This window comes from Jannaschia rubra (assembly GCF_001403735.1).
GTDB classification, from domain to species: domain Bacteria; phylum Pseudomonadota; class Alphaproteobacteria; order Rhodobacterales; family Rhodobacteraceae; genus Jannaschia; species Jannaschia rubra.
The window spans coordinates 162,771-187,220 of the sequence record NZ_CXPG01000020.1 but is presented as its reverse complement, the minus strand read 5'-3'; the positions used below and the strand labels follow the sequence as shown (position 1 = coordinate 187,220).

18 protein-coding genes are annotated in these 24,450 nt (G+C 70.3%); 10 read left to right on the top strand and 8 right to left on the bottom strand.

What is annotated here, in order from left to right; genetic code table 11:
* The first annotated feature begins 37 nt into the window (after positions 1–37).
* From JAN5088_RS10530 to JAN5088_RS10510, 5 genes are read left to right on the top strand one after another with little or no spacing between them, the layout of a single operon-like run.
* Complete coding sequence (locus JAN5088_RS10530) at positions 38–460, top strand: hypothetical protein (protein ID WP_055682774.1); 423 nt, start codon at positions 38–40, stop codon at positions 458–460.
* A gap of 4 nt (positions 461–464) precedes the next feature.
* Positions 465–1,106: a MotA/TolQ/ExbB proton channel family protein gene (locus JAN5088_RS10525; RefSeq protein ID WP_055682773.1), complete on the top strand. Its 642-nt coding sequence runs from the start codon at positions 465–467 to the stop codon at positions 1,104–1,106.
* Positions 1,107–1,129: 23 nt separating this feature from the next.
* Entirely contained in the window at positions 1,130–1,543 is a 414-nt protein-coding gene (locus tag JAN5088_RS10520) for an ExbD/TolR family protein (RefSeq protein ID WP_055682772.1), read from the top strand.
* Between the two features lie 3 nt (positions 1,544–1,546).
* The gene (locus JAN5088_RS10515; RefSeq protein WP_055682771.1) at positions 1,547–1,954 is read left to right on the top strand and encodes an ExbD/TolR family protein; all 408 of its coding nucleotides are present in this window, start codon (positions 1,547–1,549) and stop codon (positions 1,952–1,954) included.
* The gene (locus tag JAN5088_RS10510; RefSeq protein ID WP_055682770.1) at positions 1,951–3,177 is read left to right on the top strand and encodes a hypothetical protein; all 1,227 of its coding nucleotides are present in this window, start codon (positions 1,951–1,953) and stop codon (positions 3,175–3,177) included. Before JAN5088_RS10515 ends, JAN5088_RS10510 begins: the two co-directional genes overlap by 4 nt.
* 6 nt (positions 3,178–3,183) lie before the next feature.
* Here the strand turns inward: JAN5088_RS10510 and JAN5088_RS10505 are convergent, their stop codons facing one another.
* The 8 genes from JAN5088_RS10505 to JAN5088_RS10470 all read right to left on the bottom strand — a co-directional run bounded on the left by JAN5088_RS10505 (position 3,184) and on the right by JAN5088_RS10470 (position 17,612).
* Entirely contained in the window at positions 3,184–5,154 is a 1,971-nt protein-coding gene (locus JAN5088_RS10505) for a serine/threonine-protein kinase (RefSeq protein WP_055682769.1), read from the bottom strand.
* The gene (locus JAN5088_RS10500) at positions 5,147–5,938 is read right to left on the bottom strand and encodes a PP2C family protein-serine/threonine phosphatase (RefSeq protein ID WP_055682768.1); all 792 of its coding nucleotides are present in this window, start codon (positions 5,936–5,938) and stop codon (positions 5,147–5,149) included. Before JAN5088_RS10500 ends, JAN5088_RS10505 begins: the two co-directional genes overlap by 8 nt.
* A complete protein-coding gene (locus tag JAN5088_RS10495) occupies positions 5,935–6,495 on the bottom strand; it encodes a TagF domain-containing protein (RefSeq protein ID WP_055682767.1) in 561 nt (186 codons plus the stop codon). The genes JAN5088_RS10500 and JAN5088_RS10495 overlap by 4 nt, the downstream gene beginning before the upstream one ends.
* Positions 6,492–9,875 carry a type VI secretion system membrane subunit TssM gene (tssM, locus tag JAN5088_RS10490; RefSeq protein ID WP_055682766.1) on the bottom strand — a complete coding sequence of 1,128 codons (3,384 nt, stop codon included), beginning with the start codon at positions 9,873–9,875 and terminating at the stop codon, positions 6,492–6,494. The genes JAN5088_RS10495 and tssM overlap by 4 nt, the downstream gene beginning before the upstream one ends.
* The gene (gene icmH / locus JAN5088_RS10485; protein WP_143114635.1) at positions 9,872–10,963 is read right to left on the bottom strand and encodes a type IVB secretion system protein IcmH/DotU; all 1,092 of its coding nucleotides are present in this window, start codon (positions 10,961–10,963) and stop codon (positions 9,872–9,874) included. The genes tssM and icmH overlap by 4 nt, the downstream gene beginning before the upstream one ends.
* 9 nt (positions 10,964–10,972) lie before the next feature.
* Positions 10,973–11,413, bottom strand: a complete 441-nt coding sequence (locus JAN5088_RS18660; RefSeq protein WP_055682764.1) for a hypothetical protein — start codon at positions 11,411–11,413, stop codon at positions 10,973–10,975.
* Positions 11,414–11,425: 12 nt separating this feature from the next.
* The gene (gene tssK / locus JAN5088_RS10475; RefSeq protein ID WP_055682763.1) at positions 11,426–12,619 is read right to left on the bottom strand and encodes a type VI secretion system baseplate subunit TssK; all 1,194 of its coding nucleotides are present in this window, start codon (positions 12,617–12,619) and stop codon (positions 11,426–11,428) included.
* 106 nt (positions 12,620–12,725) lie between these two features.
* The gene (locus tag JAN5088_RS10470; RefSeq protein WP_055682762.1) at positions 12,726–17,612 is read right to left on the bottom strand and encodes a hypothetical protein; all 4,887 of its coding nucleotides are present in this window, start codon (positions 17,610–17,612) and stop codon (positions 12,726–12,728) included.
* Between the two features lie 271 nt (positions 17,613–17,883).
* Between JAN5088_RS10470 and JAN5088_RS10465 the strand changes: the two genes are divergently transcribed.
* The 5 genes from JAN5088_RS10465 (at position 17,884) to JAN5088_RS10445 (ending at position 24,419) form a co-directional block, all read left to right on the top strand.
* Positions 17,884–18,897, top strand: a complete 1,014-nt coding sequence (locus JAN5088_RS10465; RefSeq protein WP_082429946.1) for a TAXI family TRAP transporter solute-binding subunit — start codon at positions 17,884–17,886, stop codon at positions 18,895–18,897.
* 152 nt (positions 18,898–19,049) lie between these two features.
* Positions 19,050–21,143, top strand: coding sequence for a TRAP transporter permease (locus JAN5088_RS10460; protein WP_082429944.1), 2,094 nt, complete (start codon positions 19,050–19,052; stop codon positions 21,141–21,143).
* A 40-nt stretch (positions 21,144–21,183) separates the two neighbouring features.
* Positions 21,184–22,167: a D-erythronate dehydrogenase gene (gene denD, locus JAN5088_RS10455; RefSeq protein WP_055682760.1), complete on the top strand. Its 984-nt coding sequence runs from the start codon at positions 21,184–21,186 to the stop codon at positions 22,165–22,167.
* Between the two features lie 50 nt (positions 22,168–22,217).
* Positions 22,218–23,234 (top strand): TRAP transporter substrate-binding protein, encoded by a 1,017-nt coding sequence (locus JAN5088_RS10450; RefSeq protein ID WP_055682759.1) that lies wholly within the window; start codon positions 22,218–22,220, stop codon positions 23,232–23,234.
* Positions 23,235–23,375: 141 nt separating this feature from the next.
* Positions 23,376–24,419, top strand: a complete 1,044-nt coding sequence (locus tag JAN5088_RS10445; RefSeq protein ID WP_055682758.1) for a C4-dicarboxylate TRAP transporter substrate-binding protein — start codon at positions 23,376–23,378, stop codon at positions 24,417–24,419.
* Positions 24,420–24,450: the final 31 nt, after the last annotated feature.

Sequence of the window (24,450 nt, the reverse complement as noted above, 5' to 3'; positions counted from 1 at the left end):
GCTTCAGACCCGTCACGAGCCCAGGGGATACCAGATCGTGAGACCATCGTTCCTGACCGGAGCCTTTATTCTGGCGGCGCTGCCTGCCCTGGGGCAGGATGCGCAGCCCACACTGGAAGTCGAATTGAACCGCACGGAGGACGTCGAGCAGGGAAACTGCGTGATGACCTACGTCGTTGCCAACCGCACCGATCGCACCGTCGGTCGCGCCGCCTATGAGATCGGCATCTTCGATGCGGCCGGACAGGTGATGCAGCTGATGGCACTCGACTTCGGCGAATTTCCCACGGGCAAGACCAAGATCGCGCGGTTCGGCATCCCGCAGACACCTTGTGCCGATATCTCGCGAATTCTCGTGAACGCCGCCGTCGCCTGCGAGGTGGACGGCGAGCAGGACAGCGACCTGTGCCTGTCGGCCCTTGCGACGCGATCCCTGACCGACATCCAGTTCGGGCTCTGACGCGATGTCCGGTCTTGCCGGGTTCGGCCTGCCCACACTCATCGTCTTCGCCCTTCTGGGCGCGCTCTCGGTGACCGCCGTGGCGACCGGGATCTGGAAGATGGCGCAATTCCATCGCCTCGGCGTTGGCCGCGCGTGCGAGGCCGAGACGATCCTCGACGACTGGCTGTCGGGCGAGGCGCCGCGGGCCGTCGAACGTGCGGCATCGCGGAGCTCCTCGGGCGCGCGCATCCTTCAGGCCGTGTTCCGCGCGCTCGGGGCGCGCCCCGACGATCCCCGCTATGCCGAGGAACTGGGCCGCCAGACCGCGCTGTCGGAACTGGCCGCGCTGGCCTCTCGCATGCGCCTTCTCGAAGTGGTGGTGCAGGCGGCGCCGATGCTGGGCCTGCTCGGAACGGTGATCGGCATGATCGACGCCTTCGCCGCCCTGTCGGTCGCGCAGGGTGCGGTGGACCCTTCCGACCTGGCAGGCGGCATCTGGACCGCGCTGACCACCACGGCGGCGGGCCTCGCCATCGCGCTCCTCGCCTACTTCATCGCGAACCTCCTCGAAAGCCGGATCGAGGCGGAGCGGACGCGGATGGAATCGCTGCTCTCGGCCGCGATCCACGGCCGTGTCGACGGCGGCCCGGCCGCCTGGCCGTGACGGTCGGGCTGAGGGACACGCCCTTGCTTCCGCCCCGCGAAGGGGGGCGGTTCCGGGTGCCGCTCACGCCCTTGGCGGACGCGATGTTCCAGCTTCTGATCTTCTTCATGCTGGCCGCGAACCTGACGCCCTATTCGGCCCTTCTTCTGCAAGGCGGCCCCCCCGTGGCCGGCACACCGGGGGGGGCGTCGGGCGGCTCCGGTCCTGCCGCCCCGGCAGGCACCGCGCTCTGGACGGTCGAAAACGGGCGCCTGCGCATCACGGGGCAATCGTTCGAATTCGACGACATTCCCGATCTGGCGGCCGGGCTGGCCGACGGCATCCGCGTCGTCCTGATCCTGCGCGACGCGGCGCGGGTTTCGGATGTCGCGGCCGTCCTCGAAAGGCTCGAAGGCAGCGGCATTTCGGCCGTCAGCATCGCCGCGGGCGCGGGGTGATCCATGCGCCGCCTGCTGACCGCTCCCCGCAAACCGTCCCGCAGGCTCGACACGTCCTTCGCGATCGTGAACATCGTGCTTCTGCTCATCTTCTTTTTCCTGGCTACGGGCCAACTGTTCGGCAGCCCGGATCCCGGCGTATCGCTGGCGCGGACGACGCAACTGCCCATTGCCGCCCTGCCACGTCCCCTGCTGATCGTGGGCGATGACGGCGCCTTGATCCTCGACGGCACGGCGGTGAACAAGGGTGTTCTCGGCCCCGCCATCATGGCCGCTACGGACGAGGAGCGGCCTGTCCTCAACGTCTTCATCGCTGGCGAGGCGCGGGCCACGGACCTCGTGGCGCTCCTGTCGAATTCGACCCTCGCGGCGGTCGAGATCCGCCTCGTCACGCTGGACGTCGACGAATGACGGGGGCGCGCTATGGGCAATGGCCCTGGGCCATCCTGGGGTCGCTTGCCGTGCACGGCGTCGCAGCAGTCGCGGCGCTGGCGCTCGCGGACCTCACCTTCGACCCGCCAGAGGCGCCCGAACTGCCGACGCCGGAATTTTCGATCTCGCTCCAGACCCTCGCCCCGGCCACTCTCGCCGGGGTCGAGGCGGTCCACCCCGACCCGGCCGTGGCCCCGGTCGAGATGCCCCCCGAATCCCTGCCGCCGATCTCCGACGCAGAACCGTCAGGCTCTGGCACCGGCGACACCGGCCCTTCCGCACCGCTGGCGCCCATCGCAGCGCCCCACACCCTTGCCCCCATCGGCCCCCTCACGCCGCTCGACCCCATCCCCCCTTCGGTGGCCGGGGCCGTCCCGCCCGCCGCTCTGACCCCCGTGGGTCCGCTCCCCGGGCCGTCCGTTGCCGTGGCCCCGGTGGCCGCCGAGGCCGGGCCGGCATCCGCACCCATCGGCGACCCTGATGCCCCGGTGATCGCCGCCCTGCCGCCGGTCGCCCCCGCGGAGCGGCCCGGACACGAGCCGGACACCATCGTCTCCGGATCCTCCCAGACAAGCGCCCCCAGCGTCCAGGACGTCTCCGTGGGGGAGCTTCTGGACCGCGTGGCGAAGGTTCCGGGCCAGGATTGCACGCTGGCCCTTCCCCGCCGGGCCGGCGCGGACGGCGCGGCCCTCGCCCTCATCGGCACCGACGGCGGCGCCCTCGACCGGCTGGCGCAGGCCATCCTGACGGGCGACCTGGCGGCAACGCCGCAGACGCGCGCGCTGATCGACCCTCGGCAGTGCCATGCGCTCGACTGGCTGCGGGGCGCGCCGGACCATCCCGCGACGCGGCTGGGGCTCCGCCTCGACGCGACCGTCGTGGACAGTGGCACCGCGCTCACCGGCATCGTGCAGGGTGTCGCGGGGCGGTATCTGACCGTCCTGCTGATCGACGACAACGGTGTGGTTCAGGACCTTGGGCCATTCACGACGGTGGCGGGCAACGTCGCGCGGATCGACGCTCCGGTGAACCGCGACGGCCCTGCCCGCGACACGCGGCAGATCGTCGTGGCCCTGACCACCCGCACCGCGCCTTCCGACCTGCGCGACCGGATGGGACGGCTGGCGGAAGATGTGTTCACCGGTCTGCCCGACGATATCCTGCGGGGCGATCTGGGGGTCGAGACCGTGGACATCCGCTAGGGCGGATCACTCGCCGGGGTCGGGCCCGGGCGGCGACGACAGCGTGACATGGGCCAGCGACACCGCCGCCTCCCCGCCCCGCCGGTCCAGTTCGGCCGCGACCAGTGGCAGGAGGTCCGCGGCCGGCGTGCCGGGCGCGGCCGCCGCGGCGCTGGCCAGCGGGCGGGGCGTAGCGACCGCGATCAGGAGTTGGCCGGCCGCCTCCGCCCCCGGCGGCTGTTCCAGCCCCACCCGCAGGACCCGGCGGTCGCCCACCGACGCGCTGAGCCTGTCGGAAATGTTCCAGACCGCGCCGTCGGGCGTCACCAGCGCCAGCCAGACGGGCCGCTCCAGCGGGTCGATCAACCGCCCCGTCAGCGCCGTACCGCTATCGACCGCGTCGCCGTCCAGCGCGAGGTCGAGCATCGCGCCCGCCTCGGCGCCGACCATGGGACGGGCGAAGTCAAGGACGGCGCATTGCGCGGCAGTCAGTTCTCGCGCCACGACCTCGGGCCTGCCGCCGAAGGCCGCGTCATAGGCGTCGGGCAGCGCGCTCCAGTCGGCGCCATGGCCGAACCCCTCGACGAGCCCCGCCATCGGCCCCGATGAGCGGCGCAGCGCCAGCGCGCATCCTTCGCCGAAGGTGGCGAGGAAGGCGGCCCGCGTGACCGGACCGGTGTCCGCCCGGGGGGCGTCGGGGACGGGTCCGTCCCCGGACTGGACAGGCGTGGTCCCGTCGCTTCCGATCAGTCCCTCGGTCCAGCCGTACCAGCCCGCCGCCCCCAGGATCGCGAAGAACAGCGCCACCAGAAGCCCGACGACACGGCGTTCGTCGCCTCGGTCCTCAAGGATTGGGGGCGCCGTGACGGTCGGCGGGCGAGTGCCCACGGGTCGCTGCTGCGTCATCATTCCGGCAACGGGGGGCAAGCGCAGGCCCGACGCGGAGGTGGGTTGCACGAAGGACGGCGCCAGGCCCGACGCCGCCCGCGACAACGGGGCGTCGCCGAGCATCGAAATCACCTCCGCCATGGAGGCCGGCCGATCCGCCGGGTCGGGTTGCAGCATGTGCGACAGGATGGCCTGAAGGTCCGCGGGCACGTCCGACAGGTCGGGCACCCGGCGGCGGGCCTCGACCGCCTCGACGATCGAGCCGCCCATGGGCAGCGCCTCGCCACGCACTGCGGCCGCGATCATGAGGCCCAGACAGTAGATGTCGGTCGCCGGGCCGATCTGCCCGTCGTAATGACCCAGTTGCTCGGGCGAGACGAACTTGAACTTGCCCGCGAACTGCCCGGCCATCGTGCCTTCGGTGACGAGGGGCGAGCGGGCGATACCGAAGTCGATCAGCTTCGCGCCCGCGATGGACCCGCCGGGCAGCATGACGTTGTCGGGCGACAGGTCGCGGTGCACGATCTGCATCTGATGCGCCTTGCCCAGCCCCGCCGCCAGCCGCCGCATCAGGCCGCGCGCCTCGATCGAGGACAGGGGGCCGCGCCGTTCGATCAGCTCCGACAGGGGGAAGCCCTCGATGAACTCCATGACGAGGCAATAGCGGTCGATCTGCGGATCCTGGACGAAGTTGTAGTACCGCACGATCGCATCGTCGACGAGTTGCCCCAGCGTCCGCGCCTCGCGCCGGAACATCAGGGCGATCTTCTCGTCGCCGGCGAGGTCGGGCTTGACCAGCTTGATGGCCACGGGGTCATGGGTGAAGACGTTTTCGCCGCGATAGACCTCGCCCATGCCGCCGGCCTTCAGGACATCCGTGATCTTGTAGTTGTTGTTGATGAGTGTGCCCATGGGCACCGTCGGGCCCGAGGCGGTGCCGGGGCGGGGGACGGGCGGGGGTGCGTTGCTGTCTCCGTAGGGCGGCATCGAAGGCTGCTCCGCCTTCGATTCCGGTACGTCGACCGGGCCATAGTCGGGGTCCGCGTCGGACGCGATCCCGGCGATGCGGGTGCGGTCGTCGTTGTCCCGGTCGTGCCCGTCGTCAGCCATCGCCGATGATCCCCTCCAGCGGCACCTCATCGAGATCTTGCGCCGGCGCCGCCCCTTCCTGCGGCGTCCGTGCCGCAGCGATGGCAATCAAGGTCACGTTGTCGCGCGCGCCCCGCTCCAGCACCAGGCGGACCATCGCATCGCAGGCCGTCTGGGGGTCCGCCCCTTCCAGCAGGTCGCGGATGTCGCCGTCGGGCAGATGCTCGGTCAGACCATCGGAGCACAGAAGCCAGATGTCGCCCGGCGCGGCGTCGAAGTCCCGCGTCTCGAGGTCGGGCAGTTCGGTTACGCCGATGGCGCGGGTGATGACGTTGCGGCGGGGATAGACCTCTGCCTCGGCCTCGGTGATCGCGCCCGATTCCAGAAGCTGGTTCACCTCCGTATGGTCGCGGGTCAGCCGTGTGAGCCGCCCCTCGCGCAGGCGGTAGAGGCGGCTGTCGCCGGACCAGATGACGCGCGCGCCGTCTTCCGCCACCAGAAGCGCGACGACGGTCGCGCCGATGGTGCCCAGCTGATTGACCTCGGCATGGTCGCGGATCGCCGAATTGGCCTGGGTCAGCCGGTCGCGGACCCGCGCCGTCAGGTCGTCCAGCCCGGCTGCGAGCCCGGTGGACCCCAGCGCCCGCACCACGGTCGTGCTGGCCACGTCGCCGGCGGAATGTCCGCCCATCCCGTCGGCCACGACCCAGAGACCGCTGTCGGGCATCGCCAGAGACGCATCCTCGTTGATCTTGCGGACAAGACCCACATCGCTGCGGTGCCCGGTCTTGTAGGTCAAGTTCATGTCCAGTCCCCCCTCAGGACGCGACCCCCATCTGAAACCGCAGGGCCGCCGGGTCGGGCAGGCCAGGCAGCGAAAGCCAGGCGGCGGGCGCACCGGCGCGCCACCAATGCGACCGTCCGGCCACGGCGGCGTCCGCTTCGGCCTTCCGCGGCCGCGAGCAGCGCGCTCATATCACCGTCGGCGTCGACGGCCCAGACCACGGCACTGGCCGGCTTTGTTGCAAGTCCCGCGAAGCGCGCGGCCAGATCCTTACCGGCGACGATGTCCTGCGCCTCCAGCGTCTTCCAGGGGGTCGGATCGATCAGGTCCGCCACTCCCGCCTTCGCCAGGATCAGGGGGTGCCGCCGCCCCACCCGGTCCTTCGAGAACCGCAGGACGCCCTGCAGGGCGCCGCCCATGCGGAACCGCAGCGGGGCTGCCGCGTTCCAGGCGGCATCCTCGCGCACCGCGCCGAACGCCGCGTCGATCCAGGCCTCCAGCCGCTCGGCCATGCCCTCGGGCCAGCCGTGCCGCAGGAAATGGCCCCAACAGGGGTGCTTGCCGAGGATCGCCGTCATTCAAGGCTCATGGTGCAGGAGAAATCGCTGAGTTCGGGCATGAGGCAGGGCACCGTCGTGCTGTCGGCCTCGGTCCGGTAGGTGATCGTGCGGCCGCCGATCTGGTGCGTCACCTCGGCCACGTTGCCGGAGACCTGGGCGCGGCCGCGCCGCAGGAAGTCGATGATGGCCCGGCGCCCGTCGCCATAGCTGGCCGCGCCCGCGCGCCTGGCCTCCGGCGGGTAGAGCTCCACCGACACGCCCGACCCCTCGCTCGGCCAGTCGAGGCGGATCGGCTGGTCGCCGGGCGCGGTGCGGATGTCGTCGCCGTTCAGCGTCAGGAGCGCCAGCTCCACCGAGGGCGAGCTGCTGACGTGGCTGTTCAACGTGCTCCCCTGTGGCTCGGGCGGGCCGCCGCCGAAGAAGGCCGCGCGAATCGTCTCTGCCCACTCGAACTGGCGCAGGTCGGCGGGGTTCAGGCCGTCGCCCACGGCGCTGCCGGGCACGGGCACGATGCCTTCGGCCGTGCGGGTCACATGGGGGCCGAGCCAGGTGCCGTCGAAGCGGTCCATCCGGCCGCCTGCCGCGAAGAACTCGCCGAAGACGCCCGAGGAGATGTGCCGCCCGTCCCCGAACGGATAGAGCGGCGCCGCGAACTGCGCGCAGAACTGCGAGACTTCCTCGTTCAGGGCGCGGTTCAGGTCGGATATGGTCGCGTCCTGCGCCACGGCGCGGAACTTCCGCTCCATTGCGCCCAGCCAGTCGGCCATCGGCGGCGGCAGCGCGCTGTTGCTCGCAGTCAGGCGCGACAGGATCTGCTGTAGCACCTGTTCGTCGGCCGCGGACGGCGCGCCCGCGGCGATGCGGGGGTTGTCGCGCAACTCCCCCACTACGGCGAGGATGGCGTCGCTGGGCCGCGACCCGCGCTCGCCGCGCAAAAGCAGGTGCCATTGCTCGAACCGGCCGGCGATCCGCTCGACCTGACGACGCTGCACGTCCTCGGTGGCGCCCCCGGCGGCGGCGCCGACGCAGTCCTGCGCCTTGGTGTTGTTCTGCGCGGCGTCGAGAACCACGCCGCTGAACACGCCGGAGCGCTGATAGATCCGGCGGAATACCGCGTCGCCCGTGTTCGACCCGAGCTCTCCGCCCCCCGCGGCCGCGGCCAGGTCGGCGGCGACGAGCCCTTCGATCGTGTCGTAGAGCCGGGTGAGCCGCGTCTCCTCCTCGACCGTCTCGACCAGCTTCAGAAGGGGCGAGGAGGCGGGCGATGCTGCGGCACCGAGCGCGTCGTAGCCCGGCGCGTCCCGCACCATGGGCGCCAGCCGCAACCCGTCCAGCATGGTGGTCCAGGCATCGACGAAATCGCGGCCGTAAAGCTGGTGCAGTTCCCCCTCCAGCCCCGAAAGTTGCCCGTCGTGGTCGACGCGGGCGGCGGCCTCGCCCAGCACCCACTGGTCGTCCTGAAGCCGCTCACGGGCGTTCGTCAGCTCCTCCAGGAAGAACCCCCAGTAGCCCTCGAAGGTGAACAGCGAGGGGATCTCCACCGCGGCGACGTCGCCGCCCTGTACGGCGAAGACCTGCCCGCCCGCCGGCCCCAGCCGCTCCGACAGGTCGAAGGGTGGCACGCCGGAGTTGACGGAGCGGTCGCGGATCGAGGCATAGGCCTGTTCGGCCAGCGGCAGTTCGGTGATGTCCTGCCGCGCGCGGGCCACGAGTTCGGCGTCGATCGGGATGTCGATGCGGCGGGTGTCGTCCAGTGCCAGCATGGCGGTCAGATGGGCCTTTAGCGCCTCGCGCTCGTCGATCTGGCCCACCTGCGCGAAGGTGCCGCACCAGACCTCGCCCAGATAGGACTGGATGGCCGCGTCGTCGGTCTTGCCCTCGCCCTGTCCGCCCAGCAGCAGATAGACCTTGAGGATGCGATAGATCGACGGGATGTCGCGCTCGAGGATCGCGGCCTCCAGATCGGTCTCGACTTGCAGGATGGCGCGCGGCCGCAGCATCCGCTCCAGCCCGTCGGGATAGGCCCGCATCGCCGCGCCGTTCAGCCGTTCGCGCTGACCGAGGCCCAGCCCCTCCCAGGTCTCCTGCTCACGCGTATCGCCATAGCCCGCCATGGCGCCGCGCAGCATGTCGAGCGGTTGCAGGCTGGGCGCGGGGTCGGCGTCGGCGATCACCACGTCGCGCAGACGCGGCTCGTCCTGACCAAGATCGGCCATGGCATCCGCCTTGGCTCGCGACATGGCGCCCAGCACCTGGTCGATGGGCGTGCCCTCCTGCGTGCCGGAGGTGAAGTAGAACCCCCGCAGGATGGCGTTGGTCTTGTAGCGCGTCGGCTCGAACACGCGGCGCAGGAAGGTGGTGACGTTGTCGCGCATCAGCGCCATCTGCCCGGGCAGGCCGAAGATCGCAATGCCGCTGAAGGCGTCGGGTTCCTCGGACATGCGGTCGATGGTCTCGTCCGACAGGCGGGTGACGAGCGCGTCGAAATGCTCGCCCACCTGGCTCCATGTCTCGGCCTGCCGGTCGTGGGTCTGGAAGGTCGTGCTCCAGACGCCGCGCCGCCGGGCGGCCGAGAACGACGCGAGATACTCGCGGAACCCCGCGATCAGGTCGGCCTTGGTGAACAGGACATAGACCGGGAAGTCGATCTCGAGCCGTTCGTGGATCTCGGCCAGCCGCGCGCGCACCGTCGCGGCATGGGCCGCGATCTCGGTCTCGGAGGCGTTCATCATGTCCTCGACCGAGAAGGCCAGGATCACGCCGTTGATCGGCTGGTTCGGGCGGCCCTTCTTCAAGGGGTCAAGGAAGGCGTTCCACGAGGCCCTGTCCGCCTCTGCCCCGCTGTCCTGCGTGGTGTAGCGCCCGGCGGTGTCGATCAGGACGGCGTCCTCCGCGTACCACCAGTCGCAGTTGCGCGTGCCGCCGAAGCCTTCGACCGCGTCGGGCTTCGAGCCCGGAACCTCGATCCCCGCATTGGCCAGCGCGGTCGTCTTGCCCGCGCCCGGCGGCCCGATGATGACGTACCACGGCAGGTCATAGAGGTCGGTCTTGCCCCCCGCGTTCTTCAGCGTGGCCAGCGCCTCCTGCATCCGTTCGGCGAGCACCTCGCCGTCGCCCAGGGGCGCGCGCTCGATCAGTTCCTCCCGCAGCGCGCGGGCGGCCCTTCGGCGCTTGCGCCACTTCAGCAGGCGCGCCAGCAGGATCGTCCCCACCAGAAGACCGATCACCGTCGCGCGCAGCCAGATCGTCGAGAACGGCGCTCCGGGAATGCGCGGCATCCCGAACCAGATCGCCAGGCACAGGACCAGAAGCCCGAGCAGCAGGATCGGGATCCGCAGCCAGGAAATCCGCCACAGCCGCCGGGGGCCGGGGATGGGAACGACGCCGAACAGCCTCATTGGCCCGCTTCCTTCGCCATCAGGGTCTCGACCCGCCGGTTCGGGCCTCGGCCCGCCGCGGTGGCGTCGTCGGCGATGGGATCGGTAGTCCCCGCGCCCTCGGCCTTCGGGCGCGCCGGATCGTCGATGCCCTCCGCCAGCATGTCGCGCACCATGGTGGCGCGGGCGACCGACAGCGCCTCGTTCGTCTTGAACTGCCCGCGGAGGCTTGCGGACACGCTGTCGGTGTGGCCCACGACGCGAACCTCGCCGGTCTCGGCGTTCACCGCCTCCAGGATGCGCGCGGCGAGGGGGGCGAAGTCGCCCTCCAACTGGTCGCTGCCCGACCCGAAGCGCAGCACCTTGCCCAGCCGCACATAGATGAAATCGTTGAGCGCGCCGACGTCCACCGCACCCGCCGCGATCTGGGGCGCCAACGTCGCGCGGATGCGTTCGATCTGCGTGGCCTCGGGTGCCTGGTATTCCACCACCGGGGCGGAGCGTTCGATGGTCACGGCGGGCAGGTTGCGGTGCAGGCCCAGCACTCCCGCCTGAACCTCGGCCTCCTGCCGGTTGAGCAGCGTCGACAGCGTCAGGAACGGCGCCACGACCATGCCGAGCGCGATGGCCATGACCACCCAGACCGGCAGCCCGCCGTATCGCCGGCGATCGCCCAGCGGCACCGCCTCCCATGCGACCGAGATGTCGTCGCCAGGCCGCGTGACCACCCGACGCAGCGTCTCGTAGAGCGCGGCGCGCCCGCGCTGCAACTCGACCGATCCGCCGGCACTGGTGCGGTACTGTCCCTCGAACCCCAGTTGCAGGCAGATCAGCATCAGCTCCAGCACGTCGTAGCGCTGGCCCGGCGCGCGCATGGCGTCCTCCAGCCGGCGAAAGAAGTTCACGCCCGAGGAGCGGTCGTTGAAGAACCGCGCGGCCATCCCGTACTGGATCCAGGCGCCCCGGTCGGTGCCGGGCAGGTTCTGCACGATGTCGTCCGCCGTGGCCGACAGGGCGTATTTGGCAAGGTCGATGTCCTGCGGGGCGACGCCGGCCTGCAACGCGCGACGCTCGAACTGGTCGATCTCCCGCGCGGTATGCTCCGGCAGGGGGCCGCTCTACATCTCGACGAGGCCCGTCCTGAGGCGCCCGAGCAGGATCAGCAGGTCCGAGGCCGCCCGCACGATGGGGTTGCGAATGGCCGTCTGCGCAAGGCCGCTGGGCCGCAGCGCATCCTGAAGCGAGATGCGCGGCTCGACCCGGTCGGGGGCCGCATCCTGCCGGGGAAGCTCGGGGAACAGGCCGCTGTTCGGGGCCGCGCCGCCGAAGGGCGCGGGCTGGCCATAGGGCTGTTGCTGCGGATAGGGCTGCGCGGGCTGCTGCGGCGGCGCCAAGCCGCCCCTCTGCCCCGGCAGCGCGCCGCCGATGACGGTGCGGTCGCCCGGCGGGGCCTGCGTTCCACCCGAACCGGGGCGGGGCACGGCGCGCGGCGCATCGGCGGGCCGGGGCAGCGGCTGCCCGAACACTGTCCGATCCTTGTCGTCGTCGCACCCTGCCATCGTGCGATCCCCTCAGAAGTTGTCCGGTACGGCCCAGAGCTCCAGCCGCAGGTCCGGCCAGTTGCCGGCGAAAGGCATCCCCACGGCGGGAGCCACGGAAAACTCGCGCCAGAGGTCGGTCGACTTGTCGAAGACGAAATAGACCTTGCTGGCCACCACCCGAATGCGGCGGGGCGGATTGGGCAGATGCACCGGGCCCACGCCGGGCAGCTTGTTGTTGATGATCTCCTTCATCCGTGTCGACGGCCCGACCTTGCACGATTGCGGGAACTGCGCCTGGATCTGCGTGAGCGGCAGGTTCGCGCCCACTTCCACCACGAAGGTCGCCGAGGCGAAGAGCTGCCGGTCGTTGACGATGGCCGCATAGCTGCCCGGCCGCACCTCGCACAGGGGCAGGCGGACGGCGCGGCCCATGTCGCGCGCCAGAAGCCGCTGGATGTCCGACACCACCGGGCCGAAGCTGGCGCGGGCATCGTCGTGGTCGTAGGCCGCATGGTCCGCCGCCCGCCGCTCCCCCTGGTCGAAGGTCGCAAGCTCCCCGGCGAGCGACACGAGCTTCTCGAACAGGCGCTCGGGGTGGACGACGCGGCTCGACGACAGGCGGCGCAGGATCGGCAGATCGCGGTTCAGCACCATCAGCATCGGGTAATCGGTGGCCTGCATCCCGCTGCCGGACGACGGGTCGGAGGCATAGCGCGCCAGCGGGATGCACTGGTAGCCCGTCCGCGGCGTCTTGCGAAGCGACAGCTCCAGCCGGGGGTGCGCCAGGTCAAGCGTCTGCTCGATCCGGCCGGAGGCCGCGTTGTCCACCACCGTCTCGGGGGCGATGCGCCAGCGGGTCGCGGCGGCGGCCGCACCCGCGCCGACCTCGCGCCCCGACACCGATACGTCGGGCAGCGACAGCCAGACCGTCAGCCCCGCCGCATCCTCCGGCACGGGGATGGATTCGGGCAGGGGCGAGGTGCCGGACGCGTCAAAGGGGGTGCCGTCGGGCAGGATGCCCACGGCGGCGCGCAGCCCCAGCTTGCTCTGCCGCGCCAGGTCGCGGTCGATCTTCATCTCGGCCAGCCCCCTGGGATAGAGCGTGGCCAGTCCGGTGCGCGCGCGAAGCTTAGCCTCTTGATAGCGGTCGGCCTGTTGCAGGTGCTGCGGCTGCAGGAACAGCCTCTCCTGCCAGGCGACCTTGCTGACCAGGACATCGCTCAAGCCTTCCCTGGGGGGCATCCACGCCGGAATTCCAGTTGGCCGCGACAATGCGGCGGCGGACCGGGAAGGGTCAAGCCGCCCCCGGTTTGCCGCCCCGTCCCGGCGGTCAGAATTGCAGCCGGACCTGCGCGGTCACGCCGACGCTGTCCAAACGGCCCGACAGCCGCCCGTCGAGCCGGACCGACCCCGTCACCTGCCGCGCCGGACCGACCTGCCCCTTCTCGAGAATGCGGACATAGTTCAAGCCAACGCTCACCTCTCCGTAGCTGCCCAGGTTCTCGACCGAGATGCGGTCCGACCCGCCCGAGCTGTCGAAGAACGTCGACTTCAGATCGTCCGAGAAATCGGCGTAATAGGTCGCGGTCCCGAAGGTCGACAGCGCGCTGCGCTCGTCCGGAGCCACCTTGGTGCGGGCGATCGTGCCGCCGACGAAGCCGATCTTCGTCGTGGTGTCGTCAAGCTCCAGCCGGGCGCCGCCGGCGAACCGCACCGGGTCCGTCTCCTGCCGCGACAGGGCGAAGCCGGCCGTCGGCACGAACACCCAACCTCCGTCCTCCGGGCCGAAAGGGATGGCATAGCTGACCGACCCGCTCAGGGTGTGGCCCGTGCTGTCGAAGGTCTGGTCGAGCACGCCGATCCCGCCGCCCGCGACGAAGCTGCGCGTGCTCAGGTCGAACTCCGTCTCCTCGTAGCGGTACTGCAGATCGGCGACGAAGGGTCCGCGCGCGATGGCGACATAGACGCCGCCATAGGCCAGGTCGAAGTCGTTCTCGCTGCGCGCGGTGATCCGGTCGGTGATGACCTCGCCGGTGCGCGGGTCGAAATCGAAGATGTCCTGCTTTACCGTTCCGAAGGTATATCCCGCCGTGCCCCCCACGGTGACGTCGTACCCGGCGATGCCGCCGTCGACGCAGCCGTAGTCGGCGCCGAACTGCACGCCGCCGTAATTGGCGTCCAGATCGTTCTCGAAGGTTCCGGTCGAACTCGTCACGTCGCCCTCGGCGGAGGCGGTCCCGCCGATGGCACGGCTCCAGACGCCCGGGCTGCAGGTGTCGCCCCCGGGCGAGACCAGCGCGCTGACGAAGGGGCTGCTGGGCCGGTTGACGACCTGTCCAATCAGGGCCTGGGTCAGGCTGACGGTGCCAGACAAGCCGCCGACGGCCGGGTTGACCGCCGTGGTGACGAACTGGTCGCCGTTCCGTTCCTCCAGTTGGTAGACGAGCGCGCCGACCGAGGCGAGACCGCTGACCGTGCCCACGCTGTAGGCGTTCGCCTGCGTGTCGTCGACGTCCACCACCAGAATGCCCCCCGGGTCGAGCGCCCCGGGCGTGCCCTGCCCCTCGAACGCGAGGTTGAGCGAACCGGTCAGCGCCCCGTCGCGCACCCGCAGGTAATCGGCGAAGGCACCCGGCCCGCCGCCGCCCGCTCCGGTATTGAGGTTGATATCGAACCGGAGCGTGCCGCCGTTGCTTACCAGCGGGCCGGTCACGTCCATCGCGTCATAGCGGACGGAGGCGCCGCCGGACCCTTGGCTCAGGTCGGTGACGGAGGTGCCCTGCAGGCGTCCGCCGCCTGCCAGCACCAGCCCGGCGTCGCTGCGGAGCATGCCCGCCTGCGTGACCGACCCGTCGAAGCGTGCGCCGCCGAACGACAGGATCGTCGCACCGTTCGCGTTGACGAGAGCGTTGTCGACCGTGCCCCGGTTGGTCAGCGTGCCGGTGTTGGTGATCTTCCCGCCGCTGAGCGCAGCCGTTTCGGTCACGGCGACGGTGCCCGCGTTCCTTGCGGCCGAGACCCGCACGCCGCCATCCTCGACGCGGACGGTTCCCGCATTGTCGAGGCTGCCGAGCCGCGTCCCCGAGACGGTGACGAGGGTGCCCGCCGCGCGGTTCGTCACCGGGCCCGTGACGGTGCCGGCGATCCGGCCCGTGGCGACGTTGGTCAGGCTGCCGTCGAGCGTGCCGTCAACTACGATAGTGCCGCCCGTCACCTCGACCCCGGAGGCGAGCGAACCGCCCGCCTCGATCCGCAACGTCGCGTCGCTGGAAACGGAGCCGGCGCGCGCCGCGCCGTCCACGATCAGCTCCCCGCCGTTGATGATCGCTCCCGTCACCGTCCCCGCCAGCGAGGTCCGGGCGGCGTTGGCGAGATCACCGGTCAGCGTGCCGTCGATGTCGAGCGTGCCGCTGTTGGCGAGCCGTGCCGCCGTCAGGTTGCCCGCGTCGTCGATGGTCATGGCGCCGCCGTTGCGGAAGGCGCCCCCGACGCGCGCGGCGCCGGTGACATCCAGCTCCGCGGTATTGGCGACGTCGCCCGATACCGAGGCGCCTTCGGCCAGCGTCGCCAGCCCCCCGACGTTCGACAGGGCGCCGGTCAGCGCGCCGCCCAGCGTCACCTGCCCCGCGCCCGTGTTGGACAGGACGACCGCGGTGACGTCGCCGTCGATCCGCGCCGTGCCGGCGTTGACGAGGTTGCCCCCGAGGATCAACCCGCCGGCATCCTCGACGACAAGGTCGCCCCTGTTCCGCAAGCCGTTTGCCGTGACCGCATCGCCCACGGTCAGGTTGCCGTCGTTCGCGATCCCGCGCCCCACGTTCAGCGTGCCGGTGATCGTCGTGCGCTCACCGCTCGCGCCGATGGAGAGGTCGCCGCCGATGGACCCGGCCAGTCGCGCGACGCCCGCGGTAATCAGGTCGCCCGTCACGCGGCCCCCGGCCAGCGTGACCGCGCCGCCCTCGTTCCGGACGGTGCCGTCGATGACCGAGGCCGCGTCCATGCTCAGATCGCCCCGCCCGCGGTTGCGGAGCACCAGCGGCGGAGCCCCCGAGGCCGATACCCGCGCGCCGGTGACGGACAGGCCCCCGTCATTGACGATGCTGCCCGCCGCCAGGTCGAAATCGACCGTGCGGCTGTCGCCCGCCGCCGTATCCGACAGAAACTGCCCCGCCACCGACAGCGCGCCGGTCTGGTCGACGTCGGCCCCGGCCCGCAGGGTCAGGTCGCCACCCAAGTCGCCCTGGACCGTGGCCGAGCCGCCCGTCACGTCGACATCGCCGGTCACCTCGGCCACCCCGTCGCGCAGGCCGTTGAGGTCGAGCGTGCCGGAGCTGTCGATGGCGCCCGCCACCGTACCTGCCACCGTCAATGCACCCGTGTTCGCCACCGCCCCCGAACCGCCATCCACGGTCAGGCGGTCGCCCGTGGCGACAGTCAGCGTTCCGGCGTTCGTAACCGCCCCCGCGGCCAGGTCCGCCGTGGTGGTCAGCGTGGTCGCGTTATCCAGCGTGCCCGATACCGCCAGACCGCCGGTCTGCGTGGCCGTCGTGCCCGCTGCAAGACGCAGGTCGCCGTCCACGTCACCCGACAGCGTGACCGACCCCGCGGTCACGTCGACGTCGCCCGTCACTTCGACCGTGCCGCCGGAGGCGCCCGTCAGCCGCAGGTCCGATGAACTGTCGATGTCACCCCTGACACTGCCCGCAACCGTCAGGACGCCCGTGTTCGTGACCCGACCATCGTTCCGCGTGATCCGAAGGCGGTCGCCGGCAGCGACCGTCAGATTGCCCGAAGTATCCACCCGGCCCGCATCTACATTCGCCGTCGTGACCAACGTCACACCGTTGTCCAGCGTGCCGTCCACATCCAGCGCCGCGCCCTGCGTGATCGTGCCGCCCGTCAGGTTCAGGTCGCCGGTGATCCGGCCGCCGACCGATGCAGTGCCCGCGGTGACGTCCACGTCGCCCTTCACCCTGCCCGCCAGGGTCAGGGTCGCTGAACTGTCGATGTCGCCGTTGACGCGGCCCGACGCGGCAACGGTCAGGTCGCCGTTCCCGGTGTTGGCGATGCCCGCCGTCGTCACCGTGCCGGTCACGTCCATGTCGGCGCGGTTGTCGATGGCCGCGCCGCCGACCGTCGACTCTCCGTCGAAGGTCAGGCTCGCCCCGTTCTCGTTCGTCACCTGGCCTTGGACGTCGCCCCCCACCAGGGCCTCCGCATTCGCGCCGGCGTTGGTCAGCGCGCCCGTCAGCGTGCCGTCGAGGTCCGCGTCGCCCGCATTCGCCACGTCGCCCGCGATGACTCCGCCGGAACTCCTTACCGTCAGGTCGGACTGCGGACCGTTCGTCACCGCACCGGCGATCCTGCCTGCGATGATGACGGCCGCGCGATCCGCCGTCGTGCCGTTCGACACGATGTTTCCCGCGATCCGCGCCCCGTCGTCCACGGACAGGCTGCCGGCGTTCTGTACCTCCGCGACCGTCAGCGTGCCCGATTGCACCGTCGCGGCCCCCGCGTTGTCGAACCGCCCGCCCACCGTCGTGTCGCCCGCGACGTCCAGCGTGCCGGTCGCGCGGTTGTCCACGTCGCCCGCGATGTCCGCGCCGTCCATGTCGGTATCGCCCGAGGTTGCGAGGGACCCGATCCGACCGCCGATGGCGAAACTGCCGCCCGCGCTCACGACGACCGCCGCAGCGGTATCCAGGGCCGCGCCGCTCACCGCGATGTCGCGGCCGACGGTCAGCCGGGTCAGCGATCCGTTCGCCCCCGTCAGCTCCAGGTTCGACACCGTGCCGTTGTTCAGCCGCGTGCCCTCCGCCGACCATTCGCCCGACAAGTCGCTGCCGATCGTGGTGGTGCCCGCATCCTGCAGGTCGATGGTCGCCGCAGAGGCCGCTGCCTGGGCGATGGTGTCGCCGGTGATGATGTAGCCACCCACCGTGAACCGCAGGCCCCCGACCGCAGGGGCGGTGCCGTCTTCGACGGTCACGGTCCCCGGGGTGCCGTCGAAGACCACGACCCTGCCGTCGGAAAAGGCGACCGGACCCCCGCCGTCGGTGAAGTTCTCGTCGGTCCGGTTCCAGACGCCGTCGCCGCCGACCGTGCCTGCGTCCGGCCCGTCCCAATTCAGTACCTGCGCCCGTGCCGGACCGGACAGGGCGATGAGCATCGACAGGGTCGTCAGGGCGGTCGAGCACAGAAGACGACGGTTAATCATGGCAGGGGTATCCGGCAGGAGACATTGGGATTTTAAGCGGACGTTGCCGCGGCGTCGGGTTCGCCGCAATCGCCGTCTGTCGGCGACTCTCCGCTTGTTGCCGCAGGGCACCATCGGACCTCGTGCCGGTAAGTCGGCGCGCACCTCGCGGGGCCTTCACGACGCTGCGGCGGGGCCAAGACACTTGCATCCGGGCGCCGGTTGGGAAACCGTGCGGAACGCATGGCCTGCGACCTTCGGGGTCGGCCGGTCCAGATCAGGGAGAGATCACATGACGAATCGACGCACATTGATGAAGGCCGTGGGCGCGCTCGCGGCGCTGTCGCTGACGGCGGGCGCGGCCCTCGCGCAGCAGCCGTCCTTCTTTCGCATCGCCACCGGCGGCACCTCGGGCACCTATTTCCCGATCGGGGGACTGCTCGCCAATGCCATCTCCAACCCGCCGGGCAGTCGCCCCTGCGACGAGGGCGGCGCCTGCGGGGCGCCCGGCCTGATCGCGACGGCCATGTCCGCGAACGGGTCGGTCGCCAACGTCAACGGCATCGCCGGCGGCACCATCGAATCGGGCTTCGCCCAGTCCGATGTCGCAAGCTGGGCCTACACCGGCACGGGCATCTGGGAAGGGCAGGAGCCGGTCGAGAAGCTGCGCGCCATCGCCAACCTCTACCCCGAATCGATCCACCTCGTCGCTTCCGCAAACAGTGGCATCGAATCGGTCGCCGATCTTGCCGGCAAGCGGGTCTCGCTGGATGAGCCGGGATCGGGCACGCTGGTCGATGCGCGCATCATCCTGGAATCCGTGGGCCTGTCGGAATCGGACATCGAGGCCGAGTTCCTCAAGCCCAGCCAGGCGGCAGACCGGATGCGCGACGGCGCGATGGACGCCTTCTTCTTCGTCGGTGGCTTCCCGGCCGGGGCGATCGCGGAACTGGCCTCGCAGCAGGACGTGAAGGTCATCCCCATCGACGGCGAGGCCGCGGCGTCCATCCTGGGCCAATACGACTTCTTCGCCGAAGACCTTATTCCCGCCGGCACCTACGAGGGGCAGGAAGACGACATCACGACCATCAGCGTCGGCGCCCAATGGGTCACCTCGGCCGACCAGCCGGAGGAGCTGGTCTACGAGATCACCAAGGCGCTGTGGAACGACAACACCCGCGCGCTGCTCGACGGTGGCCACGCCAAGGGCAAGATGATCACCGCGGAGACCGCGCTCGATGGCGTGGGCATCCCGCTGCACCCGGGTGCGGAGCGGTTCTACAGGGAAGCCGGCCTGATCGAGTGACCTGCTCGCGCCCCCGGTTCCGCCGGGGGCGTCAGCCCGAAGGGCCGCAAGCAACGGCGGCACGCAAGGCTGCGGACGGCGCGGGACCATCCCGCAAGACGGCCCGGAGCGGTCGCGCCGCCGCCCGCGCCACCCCAGAGGGAGGATGACCGATGAGCGATCAGAAGGCCGGCCCCGCCGGCGGCGGCGCGGCCCATGAACCGGCGGTCACGCCCCTGACCGAAGCCGAACAGAAGGCGCTCGAGGAAAAGTTCGACAGCGAGGTCCGTTTCCGCCCCCTGTCGCCGCCGGTCCTCATCGCCTCCTCCACCGCGCTGTTCGTCCTCGCGTGCTTCCACTACTATACCGCCGGCTTCGGCATCCTGCAGCAGACGACGCACCGGGGGATCCACCTCGCCTTCACGCTGGGCCTCGTCTTCGCGGTCTTCTCGCTCTCGGGCCGCGCGCAGAGCGACCCCGGCCGCTCCACCCTCCTGTCGCCGCTGGGCCTGCCGCTTCTGGACTGGGCCTTCATGATCGGCGGCGTGGTCTCGGCCATGTACGTGCCCTGGGTCTTCGACACCCTCTCGATGCGCGTGGGCAACCCCAGCCCCGTCGACGTGGCCATGGGCACCATCCTGATCCTCACCCTGCTCGAGGCGACGCGCCGCGCGATGGGCTGGCCGCTGCCGGTCATCGCCATCCTTTTCATGGCCTACGCCTACTTCGGCCAGTCGATGCCCGGCATCCTGGTCCACCCCGGCGCGTCCTGGGCGTCGCTTGTGAACCACCTCTACCTGACGAGCCAGGGCATCTACGGCACCGCGCTCGGCGTGATCGCCACCTATGTGTTCCACTTCGTCCTGTTCGGCGTGCTGGCCACGCGTATCGGGCTGGGACAGCTGTTCATCGACCTCGCCAGCGCGCTCGCGGGCCGCTATGCGGGCGGGCCGGCCAAGGTGTCGGTGCTGTCCTCGGCGATGCTGGGCTCGATCTCGGGCTCCTCCATCGCCAACACGGTGACCACCGGGTCGCTGACCATCCCCGCGATGATCAAGATCGGCTACAAGCGCCACTTCGCCGCCGCGGTCGAGGCCGCGTCCTCCACCGGCGGGCAGATCACGCCGCCGGTCATGGGCGCGGTCGCCTTCCTGATGATCGAATACCTCGAAGTTCCGCTGACCACGATCCTGACGGCGGCGCTTGTGCCCGCCTTCATGCATTTCTTCGGCGTCCTCGTGCAGGTCCACATGGAGGCCAAGCGCCTCGGCCTGCGCGGCCTGTCGAAGGAGGAGCTGCCCGACGCCTGGAAGGTGTTCAAGGCGAACTGGCTGACGATCGTGCCCCTGATCGTGCTGGTCGCGATCCTCTTGTCGGGGCGCACACCCTATTCGGCGGCCTTCTGGGGCATCACGGCCAGCATCGGCGTCATGGCGGTGCAGAACCTGATGTCGCGCGGACTGGCCGACGGCATCAAGGGCACGGCGATCGACATCTGGGACGGCTTCATCCTGGGCGCGAAATACTCCCTGTCGGTGACGGTGGCCGCGGCGCTCGTGGGCGTGGTGATCGGGGTCGTCACGCTGACGGGCGTGGGGTTCAAGATCGTGTTCCTCGTCACCTCCACCGCGGGCGGCTGGGCCGAATCCGTGGCGCCCCTCATCCCGTTCGAGATGATGACCCCGGCGACGCTCACGCTCCTCTTCACGCTGATGATGACGGCGGTGGTCTGCATCCTGATGGGCTGCGGCATCCCGACGACGGCCAACTACCTCATCATGATCGCCATCGCCGCGCCCATCCTGGGCGCCCTCGGGGTCGAACCGCTGGTCGCGCATTTCTTCGTCTTCTACTACGGCGTGCTGGCCGACGTGACACCGCCCGTGGCGCTCGCGGCCTATGCGGCGGCGGGGATCGCGGGGGCCAATGCGTTCAAGGCCGGCAACACCGCGTTCCGCCTGTCCATGGGCAAGGCGCTGGTGCCTTTCGTCTTCGTCTTCTCGCCCTCGCTCCTTCTCGTGACGCAGGGGTTCACCTGGCCGCTGTTCATCCTGGCGTTGTCGGGCGCGATGCTAGGCATCACGGCGCTGTCGGCGGCCTTCTCGGGCTATCTGACGCAGCCGCTCCGGGCCTGGGAACGGGCGCTGCTCGCGGTGGCGGCGCTCCTTTTCGTGGCTCCCGACCTCGTGACGACGCTGGTGGCCGCGGCAATCTGCCTTCCGGTGGTGATCCGGGGGGTCATCGGGGGCCGGGCGGCGGCGGCCTGACGGACGCCCTCCGGACCAGGACAACATCGAAAGGGCGCGCATGCATCTGTTGATAATCGGGGCCGCGGGAATGATCGGCCGCAAGCTGGCCGAAAGGGTCGCCGTCACGGGCCGGATCGGCGACCGCGCGGTCGACACGCTGACCCTGGCCGACGTGGTCGAGCCGGAGGCCGCGCAGGACTTCGCCGGCACCCGCCACGCCGTTACCGCCGACCTGACCGAGCCGGGCACCGCCGAGCGGCTGATCGGGGCGCGCCCCGACATCGTCGTCCACCTCGCCGCCATCGTCTCGGGCGAGGCGGAGGCCGATTTCGACAAGGGCTACCGCATCAACCTCGACGGCACGCGGGCGCTGTTCGACGCGATCCGCCTGACCGACGGCTATGCGCCCCGCGTCGTCTATGCCTCCTCGCTCGCCGTCTTCGGCGCGCCCTTCCCGGATGTGATCGCCGACGATTTCCACCTGACGCCGCTCACCAGTTACGGCACGCAGAAGGTGATGGGGGAGCTTCTGCTCGACGATTATTCCCGGCGGGGGTTCATGGACGGAGTGGGCATCCGCTTCCCCACCATCTGCATCCGTCCCGGCAGGCCCAACAAGGCCGCCTCCGGGTTCTTCTCCGGCATCCTGCGCGAGCCGCTGAACGGACAGGAAGCGGTGCTGCCGGTGGACGAGGACGTGCGCCACTGGCATGCCAGCCCCCGCTCCGCCGTGGGCTTCATCGAACATGCGGCGACGATGGACACCGCGGCGCTCGGCTCCCGGCGCAACGTGACCATGCCGGGCGTCTCGGCCACCGTGGGCGATCAGATCAAGGCGCTGCGGCAGGTGGCGGGCGATGCGACCGCGGCCCTGATCCGGCGGGAACCCGACCCGACCATCGCCCGCATCGTCGGCGGCTGGCCCCGCGACTTCGACACCGCCCGCGCCCGCGATCTGGGCTTCCGGGCCGAGACGTCCTTCCGCGAGATCATCGAGGTCTATGTGGAGGACGAACTGGACGGCAAGCTGCCGTCCGGCTGAGCGACGCCGGCGGGAGGCCGGGCCGCATGACAAGAAGGGGATGACACGACATGACCAGCCGCACCATGGGCATCGCCACGGCGATGGCCCTGATCCTGACGACGGGGGCCGCCGCGGCGCAGACCACGACGCTGCGCATCCAGAACCACAACGCGCCCGAATCGACCACGGGCCGCCTGATCGCCGAGTTCGTGGACAACGTCGAGACCATGTCCGGCGGCGACATCGACATCGAGATGTTCTATTCCGCGTCGGTCGTGAAATCGGCCGAGACCTTCGATGCCGCGGCGACCGGCATCCTCGACTGCGACATGACGAACGGCAGCTACCAGACCGGCAAGAACGCCGCCTTCCAGTTCACCGCCGACACGATGGGCGGCTACGACACGCCCCTGCAGTTCCACGCCTGGGTCAACCACGGCGGCGGGCGCGAGACGCTGAACGAGCTCTACAACGCCAGCGGCATGACCTTCGTCGGCAACCACGTGGGCGGGCAGGAATCGCTCAACTCCACCAAGCCGCTGGAGGGCGTGGCCGACCTCGAGGGGTTCAAGTTCCGCTCGCCCCCCGGCATGGAGTCCGAGATCTTCGCCAAGCTGGGCGCCTCGCCCGTGGTGATGGATTTCACCGAGATCTTCACCGCGCTGGAGACGGGCATCATCGACGGCGCCGATGCCTCCACGCTGGCCAACAACGTGGGCATGGGAATCTACGATGTCGCCAAGCACACGACCTATCCGGGTTTTCACTCCATGTCAGCCGACCACCTCGCCTGCCGCACCGACGTGTGGGACGCCATGCCGGAGGCGCATCGTGCCATCCTGACCACCGCGGAAAAGGCGCTGGCGCTCGACCTTATGACGCTGACGCTGGTAGAAAACGGCGAGGCGCTGGCCGAGCTGCCCGAAAAGGGCGTGACGGTCTACGACTGGTCCGCCGAGGACCGCGCTACCTTCCGCGAGGCGGCGCAGGAAGCCTGGGGCGAATGGGCCGAAAAGACGCCCGAGACCGCCGCCATCGTCCAGAGCCACCGCGACTTCCTCAAGCGCATCGGCCTGAGCGATTGATCCCCCGGCCCCCGTTCGGCGGGGGCCGACCTCTCTCCGTTCGTTGACGTTCACGCCGCTTGATTTCGAAAGCCGCCCTCCGTATCGTCACCAGAATTGGAACACCATTCCGCATAGCGGAACTTCTGGGGAGGAGATTCGATGAAACGACTGGCACTGACCGCTGCCCTGGCCTACATGGCCCTGGCACCCGCCGCACAGGCGCAGACCACGCTGATCCTGGGTGAGGCGGGGCCGAACCGCGGCGCGCGCGGCGCGGCGCTCCAGTCCTTCGTCGACGATGTGACCGCCCGCACCGACGGCGAGGTCCAGTTCGACGTCCAGTGGGGCGGCGCGCTGTTCAAGGCCGACGCCGCCGCAGGCGCCATCGCCGACGGAGTGGCCGACCTGGGCACGATCATCGCCGTGTATTTCCCGCAGGAAATGATCGGCTACGGCATCGCCGACCTGCCGCTCAAGAACGCCGACGCCTGGGTGGGGATGCGCGCCACCGACGACATCATGCGCAGCTCCGAAAGCATAGCGGCGCATCTGGCCGACCAGAACCTCGTCTACATCGGCACCTTCACCACCAGTGACGTCAATATCGGCTGCAAGGGCAGCGCGATCCGCAGCGTCGACGACATCGCGGGCCTGAAGGTGCGCGGCGTGGGCGCTTACGGCGACACCTTTCGCGACTTCGGCGCCAACATGGTCGCCATGCCGATCTACGACGCCTACCAGGGCCTCGACACGGGGCTGATCGACTGCTCGCAGGGCTATTCCTACGCCGTCGCCGCCCTGAAGCAGGAGGAGGTCATGTCGAGCTATACCCTCCTCGACTGGGGCCAGGTCGGCGCGCTCGGCATCTTCATGAACAAGGACATCCACGACGGCCTCTCGCCCGAGATCCAGACCGCGCTGGCCGAGGCGGGCGTCGCCATGGCCGACACGCTGGGCGAGCTCATCACCGCCGACAACGAGGCGGCGATCCAGACCATGCGCGACGCGGGCGTCGAGGTCATCGACCTCGACCCGGCGGAGCGCGACAAGCTGGTGGAACAGGGCGCGCAATACGTCGAAGAATGGGTCCAGCGCGCCGATGCGGCAGGCCTCGACGGCACCGCCCTGCTGGAGGAATACCGCGCGGCGCTGACGAAATACGCCGACGAGCGCGACGCCCAGGGCTATCCCTGGACCCGCTGATCCTGCGGGGGCGCCCCAGCGGCGCCCCTTT